This is a genomic window from Shewanella sp. 10N.286.52.B9 (assembly GCF_002873635.1).
Classification (GTDB): domain Bacteria; phylum Pseudomonadota; class Gammaproteobacteria; order Enterobacterales; family Shewanellaceae; genus Shewanella.
Genome location: NZ_MCTY01000058.1, coordinates 1 through 21,277, shown reverse-complemented (window position 1 = coordinate 21,277; position 21,277 = coordinate 1). Strand labels below are relative to the sequence as shown.

Here is a 21,277-nt window from a genome sequence, read left to right as displayed (position 1 = left end):
CTGGTATTTTTTTAGGAGTAAACCATGAATCAGCTAACACTACTTTCGCCATTTGGTGATCCAATCGAACGTGTTGAAAAAGCCTTAGCCGCCTTACGATTAGGTAACGGTGTGTTATTACTCGATGATGAAGATCGTGAAAACGAAGGTGACATCATTTATTCAGCCGAGCACTTAACCGCAAAACAAATGGCATTAATGATCCGCGAATGCAGCGGCATTGTGTGTTTATGTTTAACGGACGAGCAAGCCAACAAACTTGAACTGCCGCCAATGGTGCAAGACAATAACAGTGCTAACCAAACTGCTTTTACGGTTTCAATTGAAGCTAAAGAAGGAGTGACTACAGGCGTTTCAGCTCAAGATCGAGTAACGACAGTAAAAACGGCTACAGCAGTAAATGCGAAAGCCAGCGACCTCGCTCGTCCGGGACATGTATTTCCACTGCGCGCGCGTGCAGGTGGCGTTATGGCTCGCCGTGGTCACACTGAAGGCACGGTTGATTTAATGCAAATGGCCGGTTTATCTCCTGCAGGTGTTTTGTGTGAAGTAACGAACGAAGACGGCACTATGGCCAAAGCGCCTGAAATTGTCGCCTTTGGTTTAAAGCACAATATGCCAGTATTGACCATTGAAGATATGGTGATGTATCGCTTGCAGCATGATTTGAAATTAGCCTAAGGCTTGTTTATAAAGAGCATCTATTTCAAAGCTCTGTTATAAATAAAATGGTAAAAAGAGACGAATATACGTCTCTTTTTAATTTTCAGCTTTATAAGTTATTCACAAACGCTTTATAGCGGCTCATCGCGTGAGCGTTAACTAGCATTCCTTGGTGACCAGTATTTGGCACCATGATTAACGCTTTAACCTCTGACTGACTCGCATCAAATAATTTTTCAGACAACTCTGCTGGTACTTGATCATCATTCTCCGCGCCAATGACCAGTAATGGGCCTTGGTAGTATTGCGCTACCACTTGCTCATTATCTGCTTTACGGAAATCTTCAGGCATTTCGATACGGGTAAATAATAGATACCAAGGTGTTTTCTCATCAATCCAATCATCAACATTGGTGGCAGAGCCTTGTAATACTAATGCGTCGACACTATTGGTTTTTACTAATTGCGCAGCAATGAAACTGCCTAGAGAATAGCCATGCACAATGACTTTATTTGTTGGGTAATGCTGGTGTAAATAGTCAAGTTGCAACTGTGCATCGGCGATTAAATTTTCAATTCGAGGCTGACCTTCACTGGCCCCTAATCCACGACGATCAACAATGAAAATGTCGGTATTGAGTTCTGATAGTCTGGTTAATATTGATAAACTGTCAGGCTCAATTTTCATGCCGTTACCTTGAAAAAACATCAAGGTCGTATCACTTGTAGGGTTATCGATGTAAAAGCCTTTCAACCTGACTTGTTCGCTGGCATCAATACTCACTGGCGTAATGATATTGTTAGGCATGACTTGTTGTAATTGATCAACAAAATCAGTTTGATAGGCGGCTGGTTGCTCATTACTAACAATAAACGTATCTTCACTGATCCTTATGGTACAAGCGGTTGTCATCAATATCATGCAGCCAACTACGGCCCCAGAGAATATATTTTTAATCAAACTTTTCATCTCATCTTCCTTTATAAAAAACGGTCTAGGTTTCATCCTGATACAGTAAAATATCACCCGGTGAACACGCTAAATGCTGGCAAATCGCATCTAACGTCGAAAACCGGATAGCTTTAGCGCGGCCACTTCTCAGCACCGATAGATTTTGTGGCGTAATCCCAACGAGTTCAGCCAGTTCAGTTGACTTCATTTTCCGTTTTGCCAACATCACATCGAGTTCAATAATTATGGCCATTAAATTGTCAGATCTGCCTCTTGTTGTAATTCAGTCGCATGCTTCATCACCCATGCGATGCAATAAAAAACTAGCCCGAACAAGGCAAACTTAAGTTCATAACTACCAAGGCTAAAGTAAATCGGCACTGCACTACTGAGACCGCTAAAGTGCAGTACAGAAGCCACAATCATCGGGTAAAACAGGCTCAATACAATCCACCAAACAAATACCAGCGCGATATGACGTAAGCAACGGAAGTTGTTTTTTGTGAACACTAAGCCTTGCTGATAAAGGTCAAATAACTGATATAGAAAAGTATAAATAAGTAAGTAGGGTAAAATTTCGACGCTACCTAATATCACTCCAGCATGAAAACCTTCAGCATAAAGTGTCTCGGCTAGGATTTTCCACGGCGCACCAAAGTCGACAGCCAGGTAACTGTTAAACCAGCCCCACCAGTCGATCGTCATTACGTATTCGCCTTCTCGAAACTCACCAAATACCATAGTGGCGCCATAACTACTGATTTGTAGCAAGGCTAAAAATATAATAAGTAATTTAATCCATTTACTAAGTAAAACTATTCTATCCATGATTAATTTAGGGTCGGCTAAAGTTAATTAAACGTTAACAGAATTAATAATTAACAGCAACTAATTACCGTTAAACGATAATTACCTCTGTTGATTAGATAATGATAAAAATTGATTTATAAGCTGCAGTCATAAAAAAACCGACAGTAATATGTCGGCCAATTAGATGAACTCTAAATCATGCTTACAAGTCGATAAATAACTGGTTTAAAAGCTGTTTAATTTTCGGATCATTATCTTCAAACTTAATACCTACATTGACTTTGCCATTTTCAAAACGGCTATTACATACTTTGGCTGGTATGGTGATATTCGTGTCATTGGCGTTGCGAATATTAACGAAAATGTCTTTCTCGTTAACTTTTAGGTTTTCATTGTCGGTCTTAAACAAGAAGCCACATCCCTTGGCAGAAATATCAGCAATAATCCCTTTGAGTTCAGAGCCGAGCTTACCTTCACTGTCTTCTCTTGCCTGTATTGAAGACGGTAAATGGGTCACAAAGCGTTGATGGGTGCGTAATTGACGATTCTCAATTTCTTTGGGATAGGTGAGAAATATGAATTTTTCAGGAAATTTAGTGATGTTTCTAATGGTGGTTTTAAATGCAAAACACTCACCTTGCTGGCCTTCCAACAAATAACGCACGACCACACCATTACCATGAGCAAAAACATCTTGATGGTTATTCATCTGAAGCGGAGCTGGATGTTTGAGAATAATATACTTACCAATCTCGTAGCCCACTAACGTGGCTTTAGTTCTAAATTTAACCGGGGAGTTTATTTGTAGATCAACCAAATTACCTGGCATTAAACTAAAAAATATTTGTTCAACTTGTGCGGTCAAAATACGATTCCATTCTAATTTTTATCAGCAACATTCTAGTGCATTCACAACAATAAATTAAGCATATTTAGTGACTTAAAATGAAACTGTGTGATCTTTAAATAATAAAAAGGTGCCCTAAGACACCCTTGAAATAGTCATAACTCTCGCAAGCTTAACTCACTAGGCGTTTATACCTGAATGACGCAATAGTGCATCGGTATTAGGTTCACGACCCATAAAGCGTACAAATAAGGTCATTGGCTCTTCACTGCCACCCATTTCTAAGATGTTATTTAAGAAGCTTTTACCGGTTTCAGGGTTAAAAATACCTTCGTCTTCAAAACGAGAAAACGCATCTGCCGATAATACTTCAGCCCATTTATAGCTGTAGTAACCCGCAGCATAGCCACCAGCAAAAATGTGCGCGAAGCCATGCTGAAAACGATTAAATGCCGGTGGCACATTCACCGCTACTTGGCTACGAACTTCATCTAAAATGCCTTGAATATCTGCGCCTTTAGCTACATCAAACTCATGGTGCATTCTAAAATCAAACAATGAGAACTCAAGTTGGCGTAACATCATCATCCCAGATTGAAAGTTCTTTGCCGCCAGCATTTTATCCAATAAAGCTTTTGGTAATGGCTCGCCGGTTTCAAAATGACCTGAAATTTTCGCTAATGCCTCTTCTTGCCAGCACCAGTTTTCCATAAACTGACTTGGCAGCTCTACCGCATCCCAAGGCACACCATCGATACCCGATACGCCGCCCACTTCAATTTGAGTCAGCATATGGTGAATACCATGACCAAATTCATGGAATAAGGTGGTCACTTCATCATGGGTGAATAAAGCAGGTTTACCGTCCACTGGGCCATTAAAGTTACAGGTTAAATAGGCCACAGGCTTTTGCAAACCTGTGGATGTAACGCGGCGACCACGACAGTCATCCATCCAAGCGCCGCCGCGTTTGCCGCTGCGAGCGTATAAATCTAGGTAGAAACTACCACGATGGACTTTATCAGCATCATAAATGTGGAAGAAACGCACATCATCATGCCACTTATCAAACTCATGTTGCTCTTCAATGGTTAAGCCAAACAGGCGTGACACTGTGTAGAACAAGCCTGATAGCACTGTGTTTTCAGGAAAATATGGACGTAGTAGTTCTTGAGAAACTTCGTACTTGTGGTGCTGTAATTTTTCTGCGTAGAAACTTAAATCCCACGATGCCATTTCAGTCACATCATAATGCTCTTTAGCGAAAGCTTTTAACTCAGCAAGTTCAGCTTTGGCTTGATCTTTTGAGCGTAGGGCTAATTCATTTAAAAATGACAATACTTGACTAGGATCATTGGCCATTTTAGTTGCTAAAGATTTATCAGCATAGCTGTCAAAACCCAATAGCTGGGCTAACTCATGACGCAACGCCAAGATTTCGTCCATATTGGCACTGTTATCAAATTCGCCTGCATTGGGCCCTTGATCCGATGCGCGAGTCACAAATGCGCGATAGCATTCTTCACGTAATTGACGATTTTCGCTGTAGGTCATTACCGGTAAATATGAAGGGAAGTCTAGCGTAAATAACCAGCCTTGTAGCTCTTTGGCCTCTGCCATTGCTTTAGCTGCCGCAATAGCTGAATCAGGTAAACCCGCTAATTCAGTGTCATCGGTAATCAGCTTAGTCCATGCTTGGGTTGCATCAAGCAGTTGATTTGAAAAATTACTGGTAAGCTCTGATAGGCGTTTTACTATTTCGCCATAGCGCAGTTTTTGCTCATCATTTAAGCCAATACCCGATAACTCAAAGTCACGTAAACTATGGGTCAATAAGGTTTGCTGCGGGGTAGTAAGCTTTGCAAAACCGTCAGATTGTTGCAATGATTTATAAGCTTGGTATAACCCTTGGTGCTGACCCACAAAAGTGCCATATTCAGATAATAACGGTAAGCATGCATCGTGCGCTTCGCGCCATTCATCAGTGCTAACCACTGAGTTCATGTGTGATACTGGCGACCAAATTTTGCTTAATTGATCGTCCACTTCTTCAAGGGGGGCAATTAAGTTTTCCCAAGTGTAAACAGAGTTATTGCTTAGCACTTGTTCAATTTTACTTCGACAAGTTGCAATAGCCTGCTCAACTGCTGGCTGGATATGCTCCGCTTTGATTTTCGAAAACTGCGGCAGTTCAGTGTCACTTAGCAATGGGTTGCTCATCTTTGATTCCTCGGGAAGTCGATTCAATATCACCTTCATTGTTAATAGGGGTTAAAGTGGCGAATTTCAAGGGTAAGCAATCATCATAAGCAGGATAAAAGCATCATAGTGACCAACCATTGTTAACCCCTAAGTGCATTAACTAAATGCCAGCAGCGCAATTATCACTCACTAACTGAAAGCCAACACAATAACTGTGAATAAGATCTCAACCTCAGTCAGCCACTTTTTATAAACAAATATTCGACAAGCTGATCACAAATCGTACTCATTATCATTTTTATTTGAGAAAGTTAATGTATTCTCATTAAAAATTAATTCCTTTTGAGTCTGATACTAAATATGAAACCAACATTGTCATTGTTAGCTGTATCCCTATTGAGTATTTCCCCTTTTATGTCAGCAGCGAATGCCAGTGATGTTGCTGTCGCAGTTGATTTAGGTTGGGACTCAAAATACATCTCAGAAGGGCGTAATAACCTTGAAGATGGCGGCATCTATTGGGCTAGCGCAGCCATAGAAACGGGCAATCTAACCACTTATGCAGTTGTTGGCCGTGGTGACAGTGTTCATTACACTGAATGGAACTTTGGTGTTGAATATAGTTTGCAGCTCCATGATGACTTAGAAACCTTAATCGGCTACCAACGGCTTGAGTTTTATGGTGATGAGCGCGCAAACGATAATGAATTATTTGCTGAAATTGCCTATATCGGCGTGCCTTGGCTAATTCCTTCACTGGCTTATACCTTTGCCACCGAGGCCAGTGGTTATTTTGTTGAACTGAGTTTACATAGCCCCTGGCAAATCAGTGAACGTTTCTCGGTTACGCCCTATGTGACTCAAGGATTTGATTTTCGCTATGCCAGCCAAGACTACGATGGTGCCAATCATTTTCAGTTCGGAGTTGAAGCGGGTTATGAAATCAGCTCAGAAATTGCTATTAGCGCCCATGTTAGTCACTCGATTGCAATGGAAGATATTAAGCAGCAAGCCCGCAATGAAGGCGTCACGGGCAGTTTAGATCAAACTTATGCAGGGGTTAATTTAAGCTTTAGTTTCTAAACCTTTAGTTTCTAAAGCTTTATAAAAATAGCGTAAAAAACGCCCATAGATTTATGGCGAAAGTCTACCGCATATTCTAAGCTAAGCGGGTGAACCATGACTCACTTGAAGCAAAGGAATGCTTATGACCATATTGAAAGGGATTTTCCCGCTTATTTTTGTATTTATAATTAGCCAAATAGCGCCATTATTTATGACCATTGACTCACCTCAGGCCAACGAATTTGAGCAATTAGTCAGTAAACCGGCCAGCGAGAACAAGCAACCCAACCAAGCATCACTATCAATGAAGTCATTGCCGATGAATGTGGTACTTGATCATCAAGGTCAAGCAATCGAGCGACCCGCCACACAATCAGCGCTGGACTATTCTGCTGATGAGATGCTGCTAGAACCGTCGTCTACTCAGCAAGCAGTAAAGCGTGATACAAGCACCGCAAACAATAAAAAAGCCACCAGCAAAAATAAACCGCTCAAACTAGCAAAAAAGACCGCTAACGACCCCAGTTGTCGCTGGCTAGGTAATCGGATTAAACAACTGAGGGTGCAATTAAAAAGGCACTACTCAGAACATGTTGAAACTGAGCTATCTCATCGACAAACTGAGTGGGATTGCTTGCAATGCTCAACCTCAGGCCCAAGCCAAGAGCAATACTCCCAATGTCAGTATCGGCGCTAAACAAACCATAAAAACTTTTTAGCCACCGTAAAACCAATTCCCGACTTAAGCGGCCTAGGAGACTAGCTTGTGGCTGAATTCCGCCCTACAATGGCTGCAAATGAAATATTCTTATCCTAAGAAACCACTTGTTCGAGGTAAAAACCTCCAAATAACAAGCTGTAAAAATACAATTAGAGAGGGTTAACATGGCTCAACATTTTGACTATATCTGCCTAGGCGCAGGTAGTGGCGGTATCGCTTCAGCAAACCGTGCCGCACAGCGCGGCGCCAAGGTATTAGTAATTGAAGCCAAGCATGTTGGCGGTACCTGTGTAAATGTGGGTTGTGTACCTAAAAAAGTCATGTGGTACGGTGCTCATGTCGCTGAAGCCATGAACCTATATGCAAAAGATTATGGTTTTGATGTTACGGTAAATAAGTTTGACTGGAATACCTTAGTTGATAATCGCGAAGCATATATTAGCCGTATTCACGATGCCTATGGGCGCGGCTTTGCTAACAATAAAGTCACCTTAGTAAATGGTTACGGTCGCTTCATTAACAGTAACACTATTGAAGTGAACGGCGAGCAATACACCGCTGACCATATTACTATTGCCACTGGCGGCGCGCCGACTATTCCTAACATTCCTGGTGCTGAATACGGTATTGACTCTGACGGTTTCTTTGCTTTACGTGAACAACCTAAACGCGTTGCTGTTGTTGGTGCTGGTTACATTGCGGTAGAAGTTGCCGGTGTATTACACGCCCTTGGCAGCGAAACCCATTTATTAGTGCGCAAACACGCCCCGCTACGTAATTTCGACCCTATTTTAATTGAAACCTTAGTTGAAGCAATGGCAACTGATGGCCCTAAACTTCACACTCATAGTATTCCAAAATCAGTGACTAAAAATACTGATGGCAGCTTAACGTTAGAGCTTGAAAACGGTGAGTCACTCACGATTGATTGCTTAATTTGGGCCATTGGTCGCAGCCCATCAACTGGCAACATTGGTCTAGAAAATACTGATGTCACCCTAAATCCTAAAGGTTACGTGGTTACCGATGCACAGCAGAATACCACCGCAAAAGGTATTTATTGTGTTGGTGACATCATGGAAGGCGGTGTTGAACTGACGCCAGTTGCAGTTAAAGCTGGGCGCTTATTATCAGAGCGTCTATTTAACGGCATGACAGATGCCAAAATGGATTACTCGGTTATTCCTACCGTGGTATTCAGCCACCCGCCAATTGGCACTATGGGCTTAACTGAACCAGAAGCTATTGAGCAATATGGTGAAGCCAACGTTAAGGTATACAGCTCAGGCTTTACCTCTATGTACACAGCGGTAACGGCACATCGTCAAGCCTGTAAAATGAAGCTGATTTGCGCTGGCGACACGGAAGTGGTTGTGGGGATTCACGGTATCGGTTTTGGTATGGATGAAATCTTACAAGGTTTCGGCGTAGCCATGAAAATGGGCGCAACTAAAGCTGACTTTGACGCCGTGGTAGCGATTCACCCAACTGGTGCTGAAGAGTTTGTTACCATGAGATAAGTCATCGTTAAATAATGATTTAAAGCAAAGCGAGAAGTCATTTCTCGCTTTTTTATCGCTTTTTTTAACTACAAAATCAAAATCGCTTATTTTTGACAGCTTAATGTGCAGTATGCACTTTGGTTTTCAGCCAGCTTTTAAAATCTTTTTCTGTGGGGATACGTTTTGCTGAGTGACCTAGCAATTGCGTTAACGCATAACTAAATTGATGATATAACTTAGGATCGTCATGCTGCTTATGGCCATCATCGATATTAATTACTGCGCCGCGTAAGTAATTCATCACCAACTCAACCCGGTCAAAGCCTGCCACTTCACCTATTTCACGTATGGTATTTTCATTCCAGCGATAAGACTCAGCGGTCAATTTCTCATAACGTTGACGATAATAATCGCTGCAATTATTCAGTAGAGTTTCATTGGGCAGAACCCGCTCAATGACAAAATGTTGCTCAGATAAAATACTAAACAAACGCTGGCAGTGATGGAAAATAAAACGTTGATAGGGATCGGGGTACATTGCTGTATCTGACTCAATTTGCGCTAACCACTGCTCGAACTGGGCACAGCCAACTGCCACTATCAAATCAGCCTCAGTGGTGAAGTGATTGTAGATTGTCCCTTTGGATATTTGACTTGCTTTCACCAAGTGAGAACGGCATAAATCAAAGATTTTATGTCCTTTTAAGCACCTTTGAGAAACCTCAACTAAATAGTCTCCCCGCTGATCCCAACTGCTCATCCTGACCTCGGTATACTTTATGTAAATTTATTGTTTCAACTTCACATTCAAACAATAACAAGCTTTAAGGAAACCCTATACTGAGTAATACTAATACCACTATGAACAATTGTAATAGCCAATGTTAAAAGTTGAATTGTTAGAAAGTTTTATTGCGGTTGCCGAGTGTGGCAATTTATCTAAAGCTGCAGAAAAAATTTGCCGCACCCAATCAGCTTTAAGCCTACAAATCAAAAAGCTTGAAGAAAGTGTCGGTCAAACTTTGCTACTTAGAGATAACAAAGGGGTGTCACTGACTGAATCCGGTGAAACCCTACTTAATTACGCCTATAAGATGATCCAACTCAATTCACAAATATTGGATGAACTTAAAGATAATTCCAACAAACAAACTATTCGCTTTGGCGTCCCAACTGATTACATTAAACGTTATTTAAATAGTTGTTTATTAGAATTTATTCGTGAATTTACCCGCATTGAATTAGTGATCGATACCGATGTTAGCGGCAACTTATATAAGCGGCTGCAACAGGGTGAATTTGATGTGATTGTGGCCACCCACTGGCAGGCTCCCGTTAATGGTGAGTTGTTATTTGAACGCCAATTTCATTGGGTCGCAGCTAAAAATGGCAATGCCCATTTGCACAGTACCATTCCAATGGCGCTGTATCCTGAAAACTGCCCAATTCGAGCGCAAGTTTTTGCTAATCATCAATTATCGATGCGACCAATCAATGTATTGCTGTCTTCACCCTCACCTAATGCGCTGTGCATGGCGGTGGAAAATGACTTAGCCATTGCCCCTATTGCTGAATTTCGCATTAACGATAAGATGCAAATATTGGATCCTATTGAGCATGGTTTGCCGCCATTGCCGGTATTTAATGAGTCGGTGTACGTTAATCCAGAAACTCAAAGCCCTGTCACGGAGCAATTAGTCAACTTGATCAAAGCCAATGTGGTATCACTGGCATCTGCAAAGGTTTAACCCTCTCTTAAAACGTCTTTTTAAACACCTGCTACCGAAATAAAAACATAAAAAAGGAGCGATAAACGCTCCTTTTGTTTGGGGATAACACTAAGCTGTAAGCTTATTCTTTATGCTTGCCGTACTCAAAGGTGTGACAATTACTGCACAGTGGCTTTTTCGCTTTATGCTCGCTGTGACACTCTTGGCAAGGTAGCTCTTTACCATAGTGCAGATTGTTATGCGGGTTTTGCCACTTATCTTCTTCACTGCGAGCAGTTTGTTCAGCTAAATCATCTACATTGTGGCACGCTAAACACGATTCATCAGATGGATATTGCTTCATGCCTTGGTCATGGCACGCTTTACAATCTTTACCGATAACGTCTTTATGGTAGTCACGTATTTCTACTGCTTGAGCTGATAAGCTGGCGAAACTAAGCATAGCCAGTGCAAGCATAATCTTTAATGTTTTCATCAATAATTCCTCTTGTTTACTTGCTATGTTAAGCATTCATCATGCTACGAGCGGCAGTCATACCCATCACCATACATTCAGGTATCGAACAACTTCCTAAACGGCTGACCCCATGGATCCCACCACACACTTCACCTGCAGCAAATAAACCTGTTATCGCTTGTCCTGTGAAACTGTCTTTCACTTCAGCTTTAGTAGTAATTTGCACTCCACCTTGGCAGTAATGCACTTTTGGCCATAAACGCACCACGGTAAATGGTGCTTCAATGTACTTACCAGCAGCCTTGGTCATGTTCTTACCAAACTGCTTATCCTCACCAGATTTAACATATTGATTATATTCTTTAATCTGCGCTTTGAGTGCTTTAAGTGGCACATTGAAATGGGTCGCTAATTCATCAACCGACTCAAACTTCCAACCGACGTTATACTTAATCACCTTCTTGGTATTTGGATGCTTTTTAGAATCCTTATAGCTGGTGATCAGCAATGGAGGATATGGATTACCTTGCTCGTCACGACAACTTAACTCAGCATCGGCGCGTGTTTTACGGTCCGCAATTTCATTCATGAAACGCTTACCGGTTAAGCGGTTTACCGCCATTGAATGTGGGAAATTATAAATTGAGTAGTTAGACACATAGCCAAAACCCCCTTCATCAGGAGATGCCCATGGGCCAGATTGAATATGAGCTAAATGAACTGGCACCGCGCCTAAGCGGAACATTTCGTACATGCCTTCACCTGTTGCGCCGGGTGCGTTGGTACAACCCACTTCAGCAGTAAGTGTTGGATCTTGCGCCATACGTAAATTAACATTTTGAGCAAAACCACCAGTGGCCATGATCACCCCACGTTTCGCTCTCACATTAATCACTTTGCCTGGTTGGTCTTCTTCAAAGTGATAGTTTTGACGCATTTTAACGCCTAATACTTCACCTTTTTCACCGACTAAGAAGCCTTCAAACTTCGAACGGTTATGGGTGTTAACACCTAACTCGCGGCATTTTTTAAGTAATGGCTGAGTGATCCCCGCGCCGCAACTTACGGTTGTTTGATAAGTACGAGCTACTGAGTGACCACCAAGTTGTTGTAAATACGGATGATATTCAGAACCTGCATCTAAGGTCATTTGCAGTGCTTCAACAGCATGCTCTGCTACATGACGTAACAAGGCTTCATCTGCAATACCACGACCTGCTTTCATTTGATCGGCCACCATGCGCTCAACTGAATCGTCAACGCCTTCTTGTTGCTGCATTGGCGTTCCCGGCGCAGCAAACAGACCGCCATTAATGGCGGAGTTACCACCAAAGTAGGACATCTTTTCAAAAATATGCACATCTTTGGCGCCAAGCTTTTTCGCTTCGATTGCTGCTGCTAATCCGGCAAAGCCCGAACCAATAATCACAATTTCAAATTCTTCATCCCACTTAACACCTGCAGCTTTTTCTGATACTGCCATCGCAGGAGCAACCATTGCCGCGCCAGCTGCTACGCCTAAACCCGTGATAAATTTACGGCGTCCCAATAAGTCTATTTTAGTCATCGGTCATCACCCTTTTGTTTTGATTGACTCCTTTATCATAGAGCTGGAATCAATTCCAAAACGGGAACTAATATTAAAATTAACTGAATAGGGTTAGTTTTAAGTCACTAATCAATTGTAGGTAGGATTTTCAATAAAAATGTAACAGGTGAAGTGTTTTGGAATGGTTTCCAAATTGAGTGAATAACCGACATATTAATGCTCAAAAACCCTAATGCGCTTTGCTCAGATAATCACACAAATTAAGCCGTTAACCTGCTAGACCAAATGTGACCGAATAGTCGTTTTCACTGTAGATAGTGTTTTGTTCAACATAGCTATGTAATGATGTAAATCTGAATATGCTTATTTTCAAAAGATAAATACCTCAGCACCACAAAGGATAACCAATGACAGAGCCCGCCGAATTAACTTACATGAGTGTGAAGCAAGTATCAGCGTACCTTTCTCTCAGTGAAAAAAAAGTCTATTCAATGGCCAATGACTGCATTTTACCGGCAAGTAAAATTACCGGAAAATGGTTATTCCCTAAGATACTCATCGACAGATGGATAATGGAATCTTGTCACAGTGGCATATTGTCAGACCGTATGCACATTACTGGCAGTGATGACCCATTATTGTCAATGCTAGTTGCAAAAGTGATGTCGCAGTGAACTGGTCAGTTATAGCTCGACGGGTTCTAGCTTAGGCTTAGATATATTATCCCGTGGTTATGCGGATGTGTGTGCTTTGCACTGGGGTAGGCTTGAAGACAGCAATGAAAGCCATCTTGAATTATTAAAAAAATATCCAAACCACCAGCAATGGCTAATGTTGCATGGCTTTAACCGTAAACAAGGTTTAATGATGCGCCCAGAAACGCACCTTAAATACGAAACGCTAACTGAAGCCTCTGCGAGTACCTCTTTACCATCCTGGCGCTGGATAGCCCGTCAGGCAGGATCTGGCAGTCAGCAACACCTTGAGCAATGGCTAGCAACAAAAGACATCGATTTTGAAGAGGTTAATTCGACCATCGTAGCCCAAAGCGAACGTGAATTGGCAGGTTATATTGCCCGTCATAATGGTGATATCGGCTTTGGTTGTCAGTCTGTAGCCTTTGAAAGCGGACTAAGCTTTGTCCCCATTCTTACTGAGTCTTTTGACTTTGTCATGCCGCAAAGCATCTACTTTAGACGCCAATTACAACAACTTTTATGTATGTTTCAAGAGCCAAAATCAATTCAACTCGCCGCTACGCTTGGCGGCTATGATCTCACTGATTGCGGTAAGTTGCTTATGTAGACGATGGTAATCGTTACATTATGCTGTAGTAGAAATTCAATATTGGTAATACTAAATGAGCTACGTTGCTGAAGTAGAAGCTAGCAATGCGCGCTTGTTATATGATTTGTCATGAGCGACCCCGAATATATCAGTAAACAGGTATTTTCAAATACTCTGATAAATGCTGTTAGCTGTCATCCATTGGACGTTTACTTTGCCATTATGGGGCTGCATCAAAGTAACTATAGCCGATTAAAAATTAGTAAACGGCCCTGAATCGCTTTATCATCACGTTCGAAGACCGTCCTAAAAAACTACATTTAAAACTGCAATTACACAGAGTTATTTACAAGCTCAGTTTAGCGGGAACCATTATTGATCACATTAGCGGCTTCATTACCCGCTAAACGACCAAACACAACCGTGTCTGCTATCGCATTACCACCAAGGCGATTTTTACCATGGACGCCACCAGTCACTTCACCTGATGCGTAAAGGCCATTTACCTTTTTACCGTTATTAAGATAAACCTCTGCCTTTTCATTGATAGCAATACCTCCCATTGTGTGATGAATCGCGGGTGCAACATCAACAACATATATGGGAAACTTAACATCCGTTTTCATAAATTTCTTTTCGAATGCGAGATCCTTACCATTCTTTTGAAATTCGTTATATTTATCGAGGGTGTCCTTAGTCTTCTTCGCTGGCATTCCTGTCAATGCCTCGAGTTCATCGTAGCTATTGACGATATCAACTAACCCTAGAATTTCTAAGCCTTTTAGCTGGCTGAGTTCATTAAGCACATCTTGATCGTAAAGCATCCAAGAGTGACTATTTGATTGATCTATTATCGCTGCAGAAACAACATCTCGCGTCCCAAGCTCATCAACAAATCGCTCACCTTCATCATTCAGTAAAATTGCACCAGCACCGCGTATCGTACCCGTGATGAGAATTTTACCTTTAGCAGCAGTAGGGAACAGCTGGATCTCTTTCACATCCTTAACTTTTCCATCAATCTCTTTCACTAGCGTAATACCATCACCCTGGTTGCCCTTATTATTTGTGGTAGCCACACCTTTTAAATCTGGGCGAAAGCTTGACACCATATCGTTATTTGCAGCAAAACCACCTGAGGCAATGACCACACTCGAAGCGCCTACCATGTAATATCCTTGATAGCGACCTTTAACGACAACACCCTTAATTTGATCATTATCATCGACCACAAGTTTGACGACGGGAGCATTAACTCTGGTTTCAATATTGTGCTTCTCGGTCGCTGCAATAAGGGTTTTCATTATATGTGGACCCGCTTTTGCGCCACCTGTTGGACGGTGAACCCGCTCAAAACTATGCCCGCCAGGTCGACCAACAGAATTAAGATCAGCTCCCAAAGACTTCAACCATTCAACTCCATCCGCGCCATTATCACTTAATGTTCTAGCCAACTTAGGATCATTATGTTGATAGCCTCCTTTCATTGTATCTTGATACCAAACCTCTTTTGAGTCGGCTATATTTAGTGATTTTTGCGTTGTAGATTCTGCAGAAGCCATGCCCCCAGCCGCCAACATAGAGTTACCTCCAGGTAAAGGCTCTTTTTCTAAAATCAATATGTTATCGACTCCTGCTTCTGCAGCAGATACAGCTGCAGTAGTGCCTGAGGCGCCAGAGCCTATAACCACAATATTAACGGTTTCTATAGGGCCCGCTGCAATCGCTTTATCCACCTGTTTTTGGTCAACCGTTAGTGCTGTAGGGCGCCATTGATTATCACCAAAAGGCATTTTTAAATCGAAGTCATGGCACGAGTTACACATCAATGACGACTCTTTGTGACCTGAGTGACAAGTCGTACAATTAAGAGTGCCTAAATCAATGTGCGAATTGTGTGGGTCTACGCCGTGACTCTCTTTCAATGCAAGCTCTTCATAACCACCATGGCAATCAATACACGCAGCATTTTCCAACGTTAACGCATCATCAATCTTCATATCTTCACGGTGACATGTTTGACAGCTAGTAAAATCTTTATGCTTGGTCACTAACCCTTGTGCGCTAGCGGTACCGGCACTTAAAAATAAGGTGCTCGCTAGAATTATATTGAGCTTTGTCAGTTTCATGTAGGTTTCCTATCATTTGGGTAAATATCGTCATAATAGGCGCTTAAATGCATAGGGAATAGAGAGGAGCACTGCAAAATATTGCTTCTGTGTGGCTAGCGTTATAAATAGTTGGTATAAATGTAAGCTGTTAATTTAAAACTAAAATTGTTTTTTTGCAATTCAACTCCTCAATAGTGAGGCGTCGGGTGGATTGCTATCATCGCTTTCAACGTTTTGGAATAAATATGCTGACAGTCGTCCCTATATTGAGCTGGGATTCAATCTCCATGTACCCCTGATGCTCTATTATTATTCGTTTACAAATGGCCAAACCCAGCCCCATTCCTCCCTCCGTTCTTCGCGTCGTAAAAAAGCCTTCATCGGCTTGAGATAAAGTATGTTCAGACATGCCATGCCCGTTGTCACGTACACTGATAACATTATGTGTAGACGACTGGGTTACAGCCAAATAAATAACGCCACCAGAGGTTGGGCAAGCATGAATGGCGTTTTCAATAATATTAACTAACACTTGCTCTAGTCGTGCTTTATTACCGTAAATATTGATTGCACGCTTAAGGGAGTTATCGTAGAGCTCAACATTATATTTTTTACTTAAAGGTGAGCATAAAAGCAGGGTTGCCTGACAAAGTTCACCGGCACTCATATCATGAAACTCAGTTGCGGGCGTTGGCCGTGCATAGTCTTTCAGCTCTTTAACAATATTACTTATTTTTTTACTCGACTGGGTTATTTGACACTGCTGTTGTGTCATCTCAATGCTAATTTTATTGAGATCAATATTATGCAACAACAAGTCCATTTCTAATCCGGGAGTTTGCACGGTAAAATTAAGTAACCGCTGTGCATTTTTGCCTAACTCTTCACCTGAACGAATAATAATTCCGTTTGGGTTATTGATTTCATGGGCTATACCTGCAGAAAGGGTACCTAGCGTGGCAAGTTTTGCTTTTTCTTGTGCTATTGCAGATTGAATTTTTAACTCTCTAGTACGGCAATTTACAACATGTCGTAACGACACCACCCATACCATTGCAGCGATAAATATCAGTATGCCAAAAGTGGTGATATTGATAAACCACGTTTTCATTGTTGCGTAATTTCTAATTTTATCAGTCGTACCAAACCAACTTTCACGAAGTTTAAAAAGCTGACCATTATTGCTCAAATGAATAAGAGAATCATGGATCTGCTTTTGAATTTCCACAGCGTCATTCCGACTAGCAAAGGCATAGGTTCTTGGGAACAAGGGCAATACACTTACTTTTAGATTGGTGATGCGATTGCTCCCTAATGTATCATGGCCAACCTTGGCATTAATGATTGCCGCATCAGCCTTTCCTTCACTCACCAAGTTTAAAGCCTGCTTTTCAGATGATGCATAAATTAATTCAATGTTCAGATCTGCAGTAATCAATGCCAACTCCGTATAGGACCATTGATTTATAGCGACCGTTAAGCCGTGTAAATCGTTTAAGTCATAAATATCAGCACTCGAAAGTCGAGTGTAGATATGGCTATATGCAAGTGAAAAGGGTTCCGCTTTAATCGCCTTAGTGACGATTGAATTTTTTGAACCATCTGATGCAATACCAATGGTAATAACATCGATTTCACCAGCATTAAAGGCATGAACGATGCTCTCCCAATCAGAACTAACAATCGTTAGTTTAACCCCGTGAATACTTGCAACCTCCTGCATCAACTCAACATTAAAACCTCTTGGTTGACCTTTGTTGTCCACCCACTCATAAGGAGCAAAGTCTTTATCTATTCCATAGATAATCTCGGCATTGACGATTGATGGCAGTAATAACAGCAACAGCATAACTAGTTTCATCGTTTAGCTAACCGTCGGCATAAAGCCGCCGGGGAGAGCCCGAGTAATATAGCTGCATTTTTTTGAGAGTGGTTGCTGCGAGCCAATGCTTCTTGCACCAGCTCTTGGTTTACTTCTGCAATCGTAGGTAAAGGATCTGGAAAAACGATTTTATGACTGATAACAACTGGCTGTTTTACGTTCGCTGACATGCAGCGCCGCTTTGCTGTATGTAATGAAAGTTGTTGATCTACATCTAACGAATCTGAAACCAAGCTTGCCAATTCGGTAATATTACCCGGAAAATCGTAGCTCTTAATAAAGTCGATAAAGGTGTTTACCGCGTCAACGTTACAAGTCACATCAAATGAATCCGGTAGGAAATAAGGAACTAAAAGCCCTAAATCTTCAATCCTTTCACGTAACGGGGGTAACTCGATATGGTGATTGCACAACTTATAATACAGATCGGCTCTGAAACTGCCCTCTTCGACCATCTTTTTAAGATCTACTGAACAAGTACAAATAATCCGAGCGCTAATAGGAAGTTGACAATGAGTTCCCAATGGTGAAAAACTATAACGATTAAGCAGTTCAAACAGGACACTTTGTGCGTATAAACTTAGGTTTTCGACCTGTGAGATCACTAAGTAGCCACTGTTAATCTTATGCAAAATGCCTAACTGTGGCTCTAAATGCCCCTGATAACCTCTACTACAGCCTAATAACTGGATTAACCAATGTTCACTGTCTGGGTGACACTGCAATTGTTCTAACTCTGCCTCTTTTGCAATACATTTTGCCAACGTTTTTTTGCCTGTTCCTGTTTCACCGCTAATAAGAATAGGTAAATTACTTGACTCTATTGTTTTGGCATAGCCAATGACTTGCTGCACTTTTAATGAGCGCGATATGATTGTTGAATAACCAATATCAAAATTTGGTTTATGATTGAAATAGAGCTTTACCATTGAGCGGTAACTTTTTTCTAGATTTCTTTTCTCAATAATTGTTTGTAATCTTTTCTCTAGTAAAGGACCTTCAGTCCCTTTGACGAGAAAATCAGCCGCACCTGCTTGCATACACTCAACAGCCGTATCTAAATTATCCATACCCGTTAACACTATTAATGTAATATCAGGGTATAGAGAATGAACTTCCTTTATTATATGTAGACCACTTATGGTCGGCATTATCAAATCAAGTAAAATTATGTCAATGTCTATTTCATTAAGTATCGCAGAACATTGTGTAGGGTCGGATAATTTAATTATATTAATATCGAGAGGTAAATTGTCGACAAGTTGAGCTATATTATCCACCCATACTTTTTCATCATCTAGTATTAAAGCATTTAATTTCGTCATATCACAGTATTACTGCTGAATTTATTAACAAGAGTACTGAGTTGTTCAGAACAAATACGTTAGGGAGGTCACACTACTTTCTAATAGCTATTATTCATCGGCTTTATGTGATCGATTACACACAATGAAGCGAAGTTGATTGCGTTACCACAATCAACTTAATATAGGTAGTTTTAGAAATAGTAAGCCATATTGACGTTAACTCTACTGTTCCATTTGTCATCAAGATCAACTAAACCAATCCCTTGGTCACCTAACCATAATGCATTCTTAGCGAAATAATGGTCGACATAAAATCGAAACTTATCCACAGCAATACTCACGCCAGTGGAGTTCAACTGTGTATCGTGCTGAGCAATGTCAGCAGTATCCGGCGTCACCATGCTATAGTCATTGTAGACAGTAAAATGCCCCCAATCACGGGTAAATCTCTTCGCGATATTGACAGTGTATATTTGACCTTTACTGGCAACTTCAAAACTACTATTGAGCATTTTCATGCCATAGTAATTAGTATCGTTTTGACCATCATTGTATTGTTCAAAGTGATAATCGACCATCTGCAACTGTATGTTTAGTCCTTTATAATTTGCATCAACATGAGCAGCGTAAGCCTTTGAAGTACCATTGTCATCAGCTTGTGCGTTATAGAGTTGTCCGTGCTGCAATGACGCACCAAGCTCTACATTTAAGTCGCCTAGCTCCATAAGGTAACTTTGCCTTATGTTGATGGTATTGGCATCTTCGTTATTATAATCAGTCCCATTTATCGTGCCGCTATAAGCTGCTGCCGAGAACCCACGCTTATCCGAAGCACCATATGCTGCACTCTTAAAGAAAGCGTACTCCGAGGTCCAACCCCCTTTAGCATAAGTGGCTTTTGCCCCAACCTCATAAGCATCTTCAAAACCTAAATAGTAATTAAGGCTGTACCACCAATTATGAGAGGCATAATTACGGTTGCCAAACGGCTTACCCACCAAACCGACATCAAATTGCCAATTTTCAACACCTTTATAATAAACATAACCGAGCTTTAAATAGTCATAACTATTCATAAATCGATAAGTTATATTTGACCCCCAAGCATCCCACTCTCCTTTAGCCACAAGCTCAAAACTATTAAAGGCAAGGTCGCCACCTTTTGATTGTGAACTGGTGGAATAATCTTGATATGAATAGTTATATTTGATGGAGCCACCAATGTCGATGGTATCATCCTGTGCCTGGACATAAGTAGAAGCTAAAAACACCACAGTTATCAAACTGAGGCTTTTTGTATTTAATTTCAAACGTTTCCCCCTTGGGCTGGGTTTGCGCCCAGCTCCACATGTGTTGTTATTTATTACTTGTCTTCATATAACCAGTTAGCAGCATCTTCTCCTTTAGCTGCTGGAATTTTTTGTGGAGGAGTGAGGCAATGTTTTTGGGGGTCTTCATCGGTCCAACACTCTTCAGGCATGAATGGTAAGCCACCCACATGGATAGAATCTAGAGAGGCATCATCCTCTTTCCACCAGAACCAGACAACTTCCATTGGTACGTCACCAGTATTTTTGATCGCATGCACATCGAATGGTCTTGTTAAAACAAAAGTGCCAGGGGTAGCTGTAACCACTTGATCATAATTATAAAACTCGCCTTCACCACTAACAACAACGTATGTTTCCCAGCTAGGATGCTGACCAACAGCGTAGACAGCACCTGGTTCAAAGGTAAAAGTACCAGCCATGATATTCTTAACATCTAGTGGGGCGCCTGGACCTAGAGGGTAGGTATAAGTGTAATTTGGATTAGCTTCAATTTTACTGGAATCAACTCCATGATCATCAGCCCATTGCTTATATGCTTTAAATCGAGCCGTCTTCATTTGAGGAAGGTCATCATAGGCATTAATATGCCATTGCAATCCATCACGAAAACCATTTACTGGATATTTAGTGCCGTACTCGTTATAACCACCTTTTTTCATTTCTGCACCAGATATGTATTTACCTTCCCACTCCCATTGTCCTTTCTCTGGGATATTGTGTGCCATTGCAGAACTTGAAAAAAGTGTAAATAAAGCTAAAGCTGTATATTTTATTGTCATTCTTATTTCTCTATAGGTAAATGTATAGACAAACAATATCAATAACTAATTACTAAATAAGTGACTTGGCTCAATTGAAAAT

The 21,277-nt window shown here is 41.2% G+C and carries 18 protein-coding genes and 1 pseudogene; 6 read left to right on the top strand and 13 right to left on the bottom strand.

The features are described 5' to 3' along the window. Positions 1 to 24: 24 nt before the first annotated feature. The gene (ribB, locus tag BCU91_RS04535) at positions 25 to 681 is read left to right on the top strand and encodes a 3,4-dihydroxy-2-butanone-4-phosphate synthase (protein ID WP_102439380.1); all 657 of its coding nucleotides are present in this window, start codon (positions 25 to 27) and stop codon (positions 679 to 681) included. Positions 682 to 772: 91 nt separating this feature from the next. Here ribB and BCU91_RS04530 read toward each other — a convergent pair whose 3' ends face one another. The 5 genes from BCU91_RS04530 to prlC all read right to left on the bottom strand — a co-directional run bounded on the left by BCU91_RS04530 (position 773) and on the right by prlC (position 5,492). Continuing rightward, positions 773 to 1,633, bottom strand: a complete 861-nt coding sequence (locus BCU91_RS04530; protein WP_102530969.1) for an alpha/beta fold hydrolase — start codon at positions 1,631 to 1,633, stop codon at positions 773 to 775. A gap of 25 nt (positions 1,634 to 1,658) precedes the next feature. Next, a complete protein-coding gene (locus BCU91_RS04525) occupies positions 1,659 to 1,868 on the bottom strand; it encodes a helix-turn-helix transcriptional regulator (protein ID WP_102439378.1) in 210 nt (69 codons plus the stop codon). Further along, positions 1,868 to 2,443 (bottom strand): DUF2975 domain-containing protein, encoded by a 576-nt coding sequence (locus tag BCU91_RS04520; RefSeq protein WP_102475968.1) that lies wholly within the window; start codon positions 2,441 to 2,443, stop codon positions 1,868 to 1,870. The genes BCU91_RS04525 and BCU91_RS04520 overlap by 1 nt, the downstream gene beginning before the upstream one ends. A 184-nt stretch (positions 2,444 to 2,627) precedes the next feature. After that, positions 2,628 to 3,290, bottom strand: coding sequence for a flagellar brake protein (locus BCU91_RS04515; RefSeq protein WP_241904035.1), 663 nt, complete (start codon positions 3,288 to 3,290; stop codon positions 2,628 to 2,630). A gap of 162 nt (positions 3,291 to 3,452) precedes the next feature. Further along, the gene (prlC, locus tag BCU91_RS04510; protein WP_102530968.1) at positions 3,453 to 5,492 is read right to left on the bottom strand and encodes an oligopeptidase A; all 2,040 of its coding nucleotides are present in this window, start codon (positions 5,490 to 5,492) and stop codon (positions 3,453 to 3,455) included. A gap of 342 nt (positions 5,493 to 5,834) precedes the next feature. Here prlC and BCU91_RS04505 point away from each other — a divergent pair, with 342 nt between their 5' ends. The 3 genes from BCU91_RS04505 to gorA all read left to right on the top strand — a co-directional run bounded on the left by BCU91_RS04505 (position 5,835) and on the right by gorA (position 8,780). Next, a complete protein-coding gene (locus BCU91_RS04505; RefSeq protein ID WP_102530967.1) occupies positions 5,835 to 6,557 on the top strand; it encodes a hypothetical protein in 723 nt (240 codons plus the stop codon). Between the two features lie 124 nt (positions 6,558 to 6,681). Continuing rightward, a complete protein-coding gene (locus BCU91_RS04500) occupies positions 6,682 to 7,236 on the top strand; it encodes a hypothetical protein (RefSeq protein WP_102530966.1) in 555 nt (184 codons plus the stop codon). A 188-nt stretch (positions 7,237 to 7,424) separates the two neighbouring features. Continuing rightward, positions 7,425 to 8,780, top strand: coding sequence for a glutathione-disulfide reductase (gene gorA, locus BCU91_RS04495; protein WP_102439373.1), 1,356 nt, complete (start codon positions 7,425 to 7,427; stop codon positions 8,778 to 8,780). 100 nt (positions 8,781 to 8,880) lie between these two features. Here gorA and BCU91_RS04490 read toward each other — a convergent pair whose 3' ends face one another. Further along, positions 8,881 to 9,522 (bottom strand): TetR/AcrR family transcriptional regulator, encoded by a 642-nt coding sequence (locus tag BCU91_RS04490; protein ID WP_102439372.1) that lies wholly within the window; start codon positions 9,520 to 9,522, stop codon positions 8,881 to 8,883. A 121-nt stretch (positions 9,523 to 9,643) separates the two neighbouring features. Here BCU91_RS04490 and BCU91_RS04485 point away from each other — a divergent pair, with 121 nt between their 5' ends. Next, complete coding sequence (locus BCU91_RS04485) at positions 9,644 to 10,510, top strand: LysR family transcriptional regulator (protein WP_102439371.1); 867 nt, start codon at positions 9,644 to 9,646, stop codon at positions 10,508 to 10,510. Between the two features lie 103 nt (positions 10,511 to 10,613). Here the strand turns inward: BCU91_RS04485 and BCU91_RS04480 are convergent, their stop codons facing one another. Together BCU91_RS04480 and BCU91_RS04475 are read right to left on the bottom strand one after the other, a co-directional pair. Next, positions 10,614 to 10,967, bottom strand: a complete 354-nt coding sequence (locus tag BCU91_RS04480; protein ID WP_102530965.1) for a cytochrome c3 family protein — start codon at positions 10,965 to 10,967, stop codon at positions 10,614 to 10,616. 28 nt (positions 10,968 to 10,995) lie between these two features. Next, positions 10,996 to 12,516 (bottom strand): flavocytochrome c, encoded by a 1,521-nt coding sequence (locus BCU91_RS04475; RefSeq protein ID WP_102439370.1) that lies wholly within the window; start codon positions 12,514 to 12,516, stop codon positions 10,996 to 10,998. Between the two features lie 389 nt (positions 12,517 to 12,905). Here BCU91_RS04475 and BCU91_RS04470 point away from each other — a divergent pair. Further along, positions 12,906 to 13,803, top strand: a pseudogene (locus tag BCU91_RS04470) (helix-turn-helix transcriptional regulator). A gap of 341 nt (positions 13,804 to 14,144) precedes the next feature. On the opposite strand, the gene BCU91_RS04465 reads toward BCU91_RS04470, so the two are convergent. The 5 genes from BCU91_RS04465 to BCU91_RS04445 form a co-directional block, all read right to left on the bottom strand. Further along, on the bottom strand, positions 14,145 to 15,914 hold the full coding sequence (locus BCU91_RS04465; RefSeq protein ID WP_102530964.1) for a flavocytochrome c: 1,770 nt from the start codon (positions 15,912 to 15,914) through the stop codon (positions 14,145 to 14,147). A 208-nt stretch (positions 15,915 to 16,122) separates the two neighbouring features. Continuing rightward, entirely contained in the window at positions 16,123 to 17,757 is a 1,635-nt protein-coding gene (locus tag BCU91_RS04460; RefSeq protein WP_102530963.1) for a transporter substrate-binding domain-containing protein, read from the bottom strand. Continuing rightward, a complete protein-coding gene (locus BCU91_RS04455; RefSeq protein WP_102530962.1) occupies positions 17,754 to 19,103 on the bottom strand; it encodes a response regulator in 1,350 nt (449 codons plus the stop codon). Before BCU91_RS04455 ends, BCU91_RS04460 begins: the two co-directional genes overlap by 4 nt. 173 nt (positions 19,104 to 19,276) lie before the next feature. Next, positions 19,277 to 20,395 (bottom strand): hypothetical protein, encoded by a 1,119-nt coding sequence (locus BCU91_RS04450; protein ID WP_241904034.1) that lies wholly within the window; start codon positions 20,393 to 20,395, stop codon positions 19,277 to 19,279. A gap of 53 nt (positions 20,396 to 20,448) precedes the next feature. Further along, positions 20,449 to 21,195 (bottom strand): cupin domain-containing protein, encoded by a 747-nt coding sequence (locus BCU91_RS04445; RefSeq protein ID WP_102530961.1) that lies wholly within the window; start codon positions 21,193 to 21,195, stop codon positions 20,449 to 20,451. Positions 21,196 to 21,277: the final 82 nt, after the last annotated feature.

Coding starts and splice junctions, on each gene's coding strand:
- ribB (WP_102439380.1), top strand. CDS start 25: ATGAATCAGCTAACACTACTTTCGCCATTTGGTGATCCAATCGAACGT.
- BCU91_RS04530 (WP_102530969.1), bottom strand. CDS start 1,633: ATGAAAAGTTTGATTAAAAATATATTCTCTGGGGCCGTAGTTGGCTGC.
- BCU91_RS04525 (WP_102439378.1), bottom strand. CDS start 1,868: ATGGCCATAATTATTGAACTCGATGTGATGTTGGCAAAACGGAAAATG.
- BCU91_RS04520 (WP_102475968.1), bottom strand. CDS start 2,443: ATGGATAGAATAGTTTTACTTAGTAAATGGATTAAATTACTTATTATA.
- prlC (WP_102530968.1), bottom strand. CDS start 5,492: ATGAGCAACCCATTGCTAAGTGACACTGAACTGCCGCAGTTTTCGAAA.
- BCU91_RS04505 (WP_102530967.1), top strand. CDS start 5,835: ATGAAACCAACATTGTCATTGTTAGCTGTATCCCTATTGAGTATTTCC.
- BCU91_RS04500 (WP_102530966.1), top strand. CDS start 6,682: ATGACCATATTGAAAGGGATTTTCCCGCTTATTTTTGTATTTATAATT.
- gorA (WP_102439373.1), top strand. CDS start 7,425: ATGGCTCAACATTTTGACTATATCTGCCTAGGCGCAGGTAGTGGCGGT.
- BCU91_RS04490 (WP_102439372.1), bottom strand. CDS start 9,522: ATGAGCAGTTGGGATCAGCGGGGAGACTATTTAGTTGAGGTTTCTCAA.
- BCU91_RS04485 (WP_102439371.1), top strand. CDS start 9,644: ATGTTAAAAGTTGAATTGTTAGAAAGTTTTATTGCGGTTGCCGAGTGT.
- BCU91_RS04480 (WP_102530965.1), bottom strand. CDS start 10,967: ATGAAAACATTAAAGATTATGCTTGCACTGGCTATGCTTAGTTTCGCC.
- BCU91_RS04475 (WP_102439370.1), bottom strand. CDS start 12,516: ATGACTAAAATAGACTTATTGGGACGCCGTAAATTTATCACGGGTTTA.
- BCU91_RS04465 (WP_102530964.1), bottom strand. CDS start 15,914: ATGAAACTGACAAAGCTCAATATAATTCTAGCGAGCACCTTATTTTTA.
- BCU91_RS04460 (WP_102530963.1), bottom strand. CDS start 17,757: ATGAAACTAGTTATGCTGTTGCTGTTATTACTGCCATCAATCGTCAAT.
- BCU91_RS04455 (WP_102530962.1), bottom strand. CDS start 19,103: ATGACGAAATTAAATGCTTTAATACTAGATGATGAAAAAGTATGGGTG.
- BCU91_RS04445 (WP_102530961.1), bottom strand. CDS start 21,195: ATGACAATAAAATATACAGCTTTAGCTTTATTTACACTTTTTTCAAGT.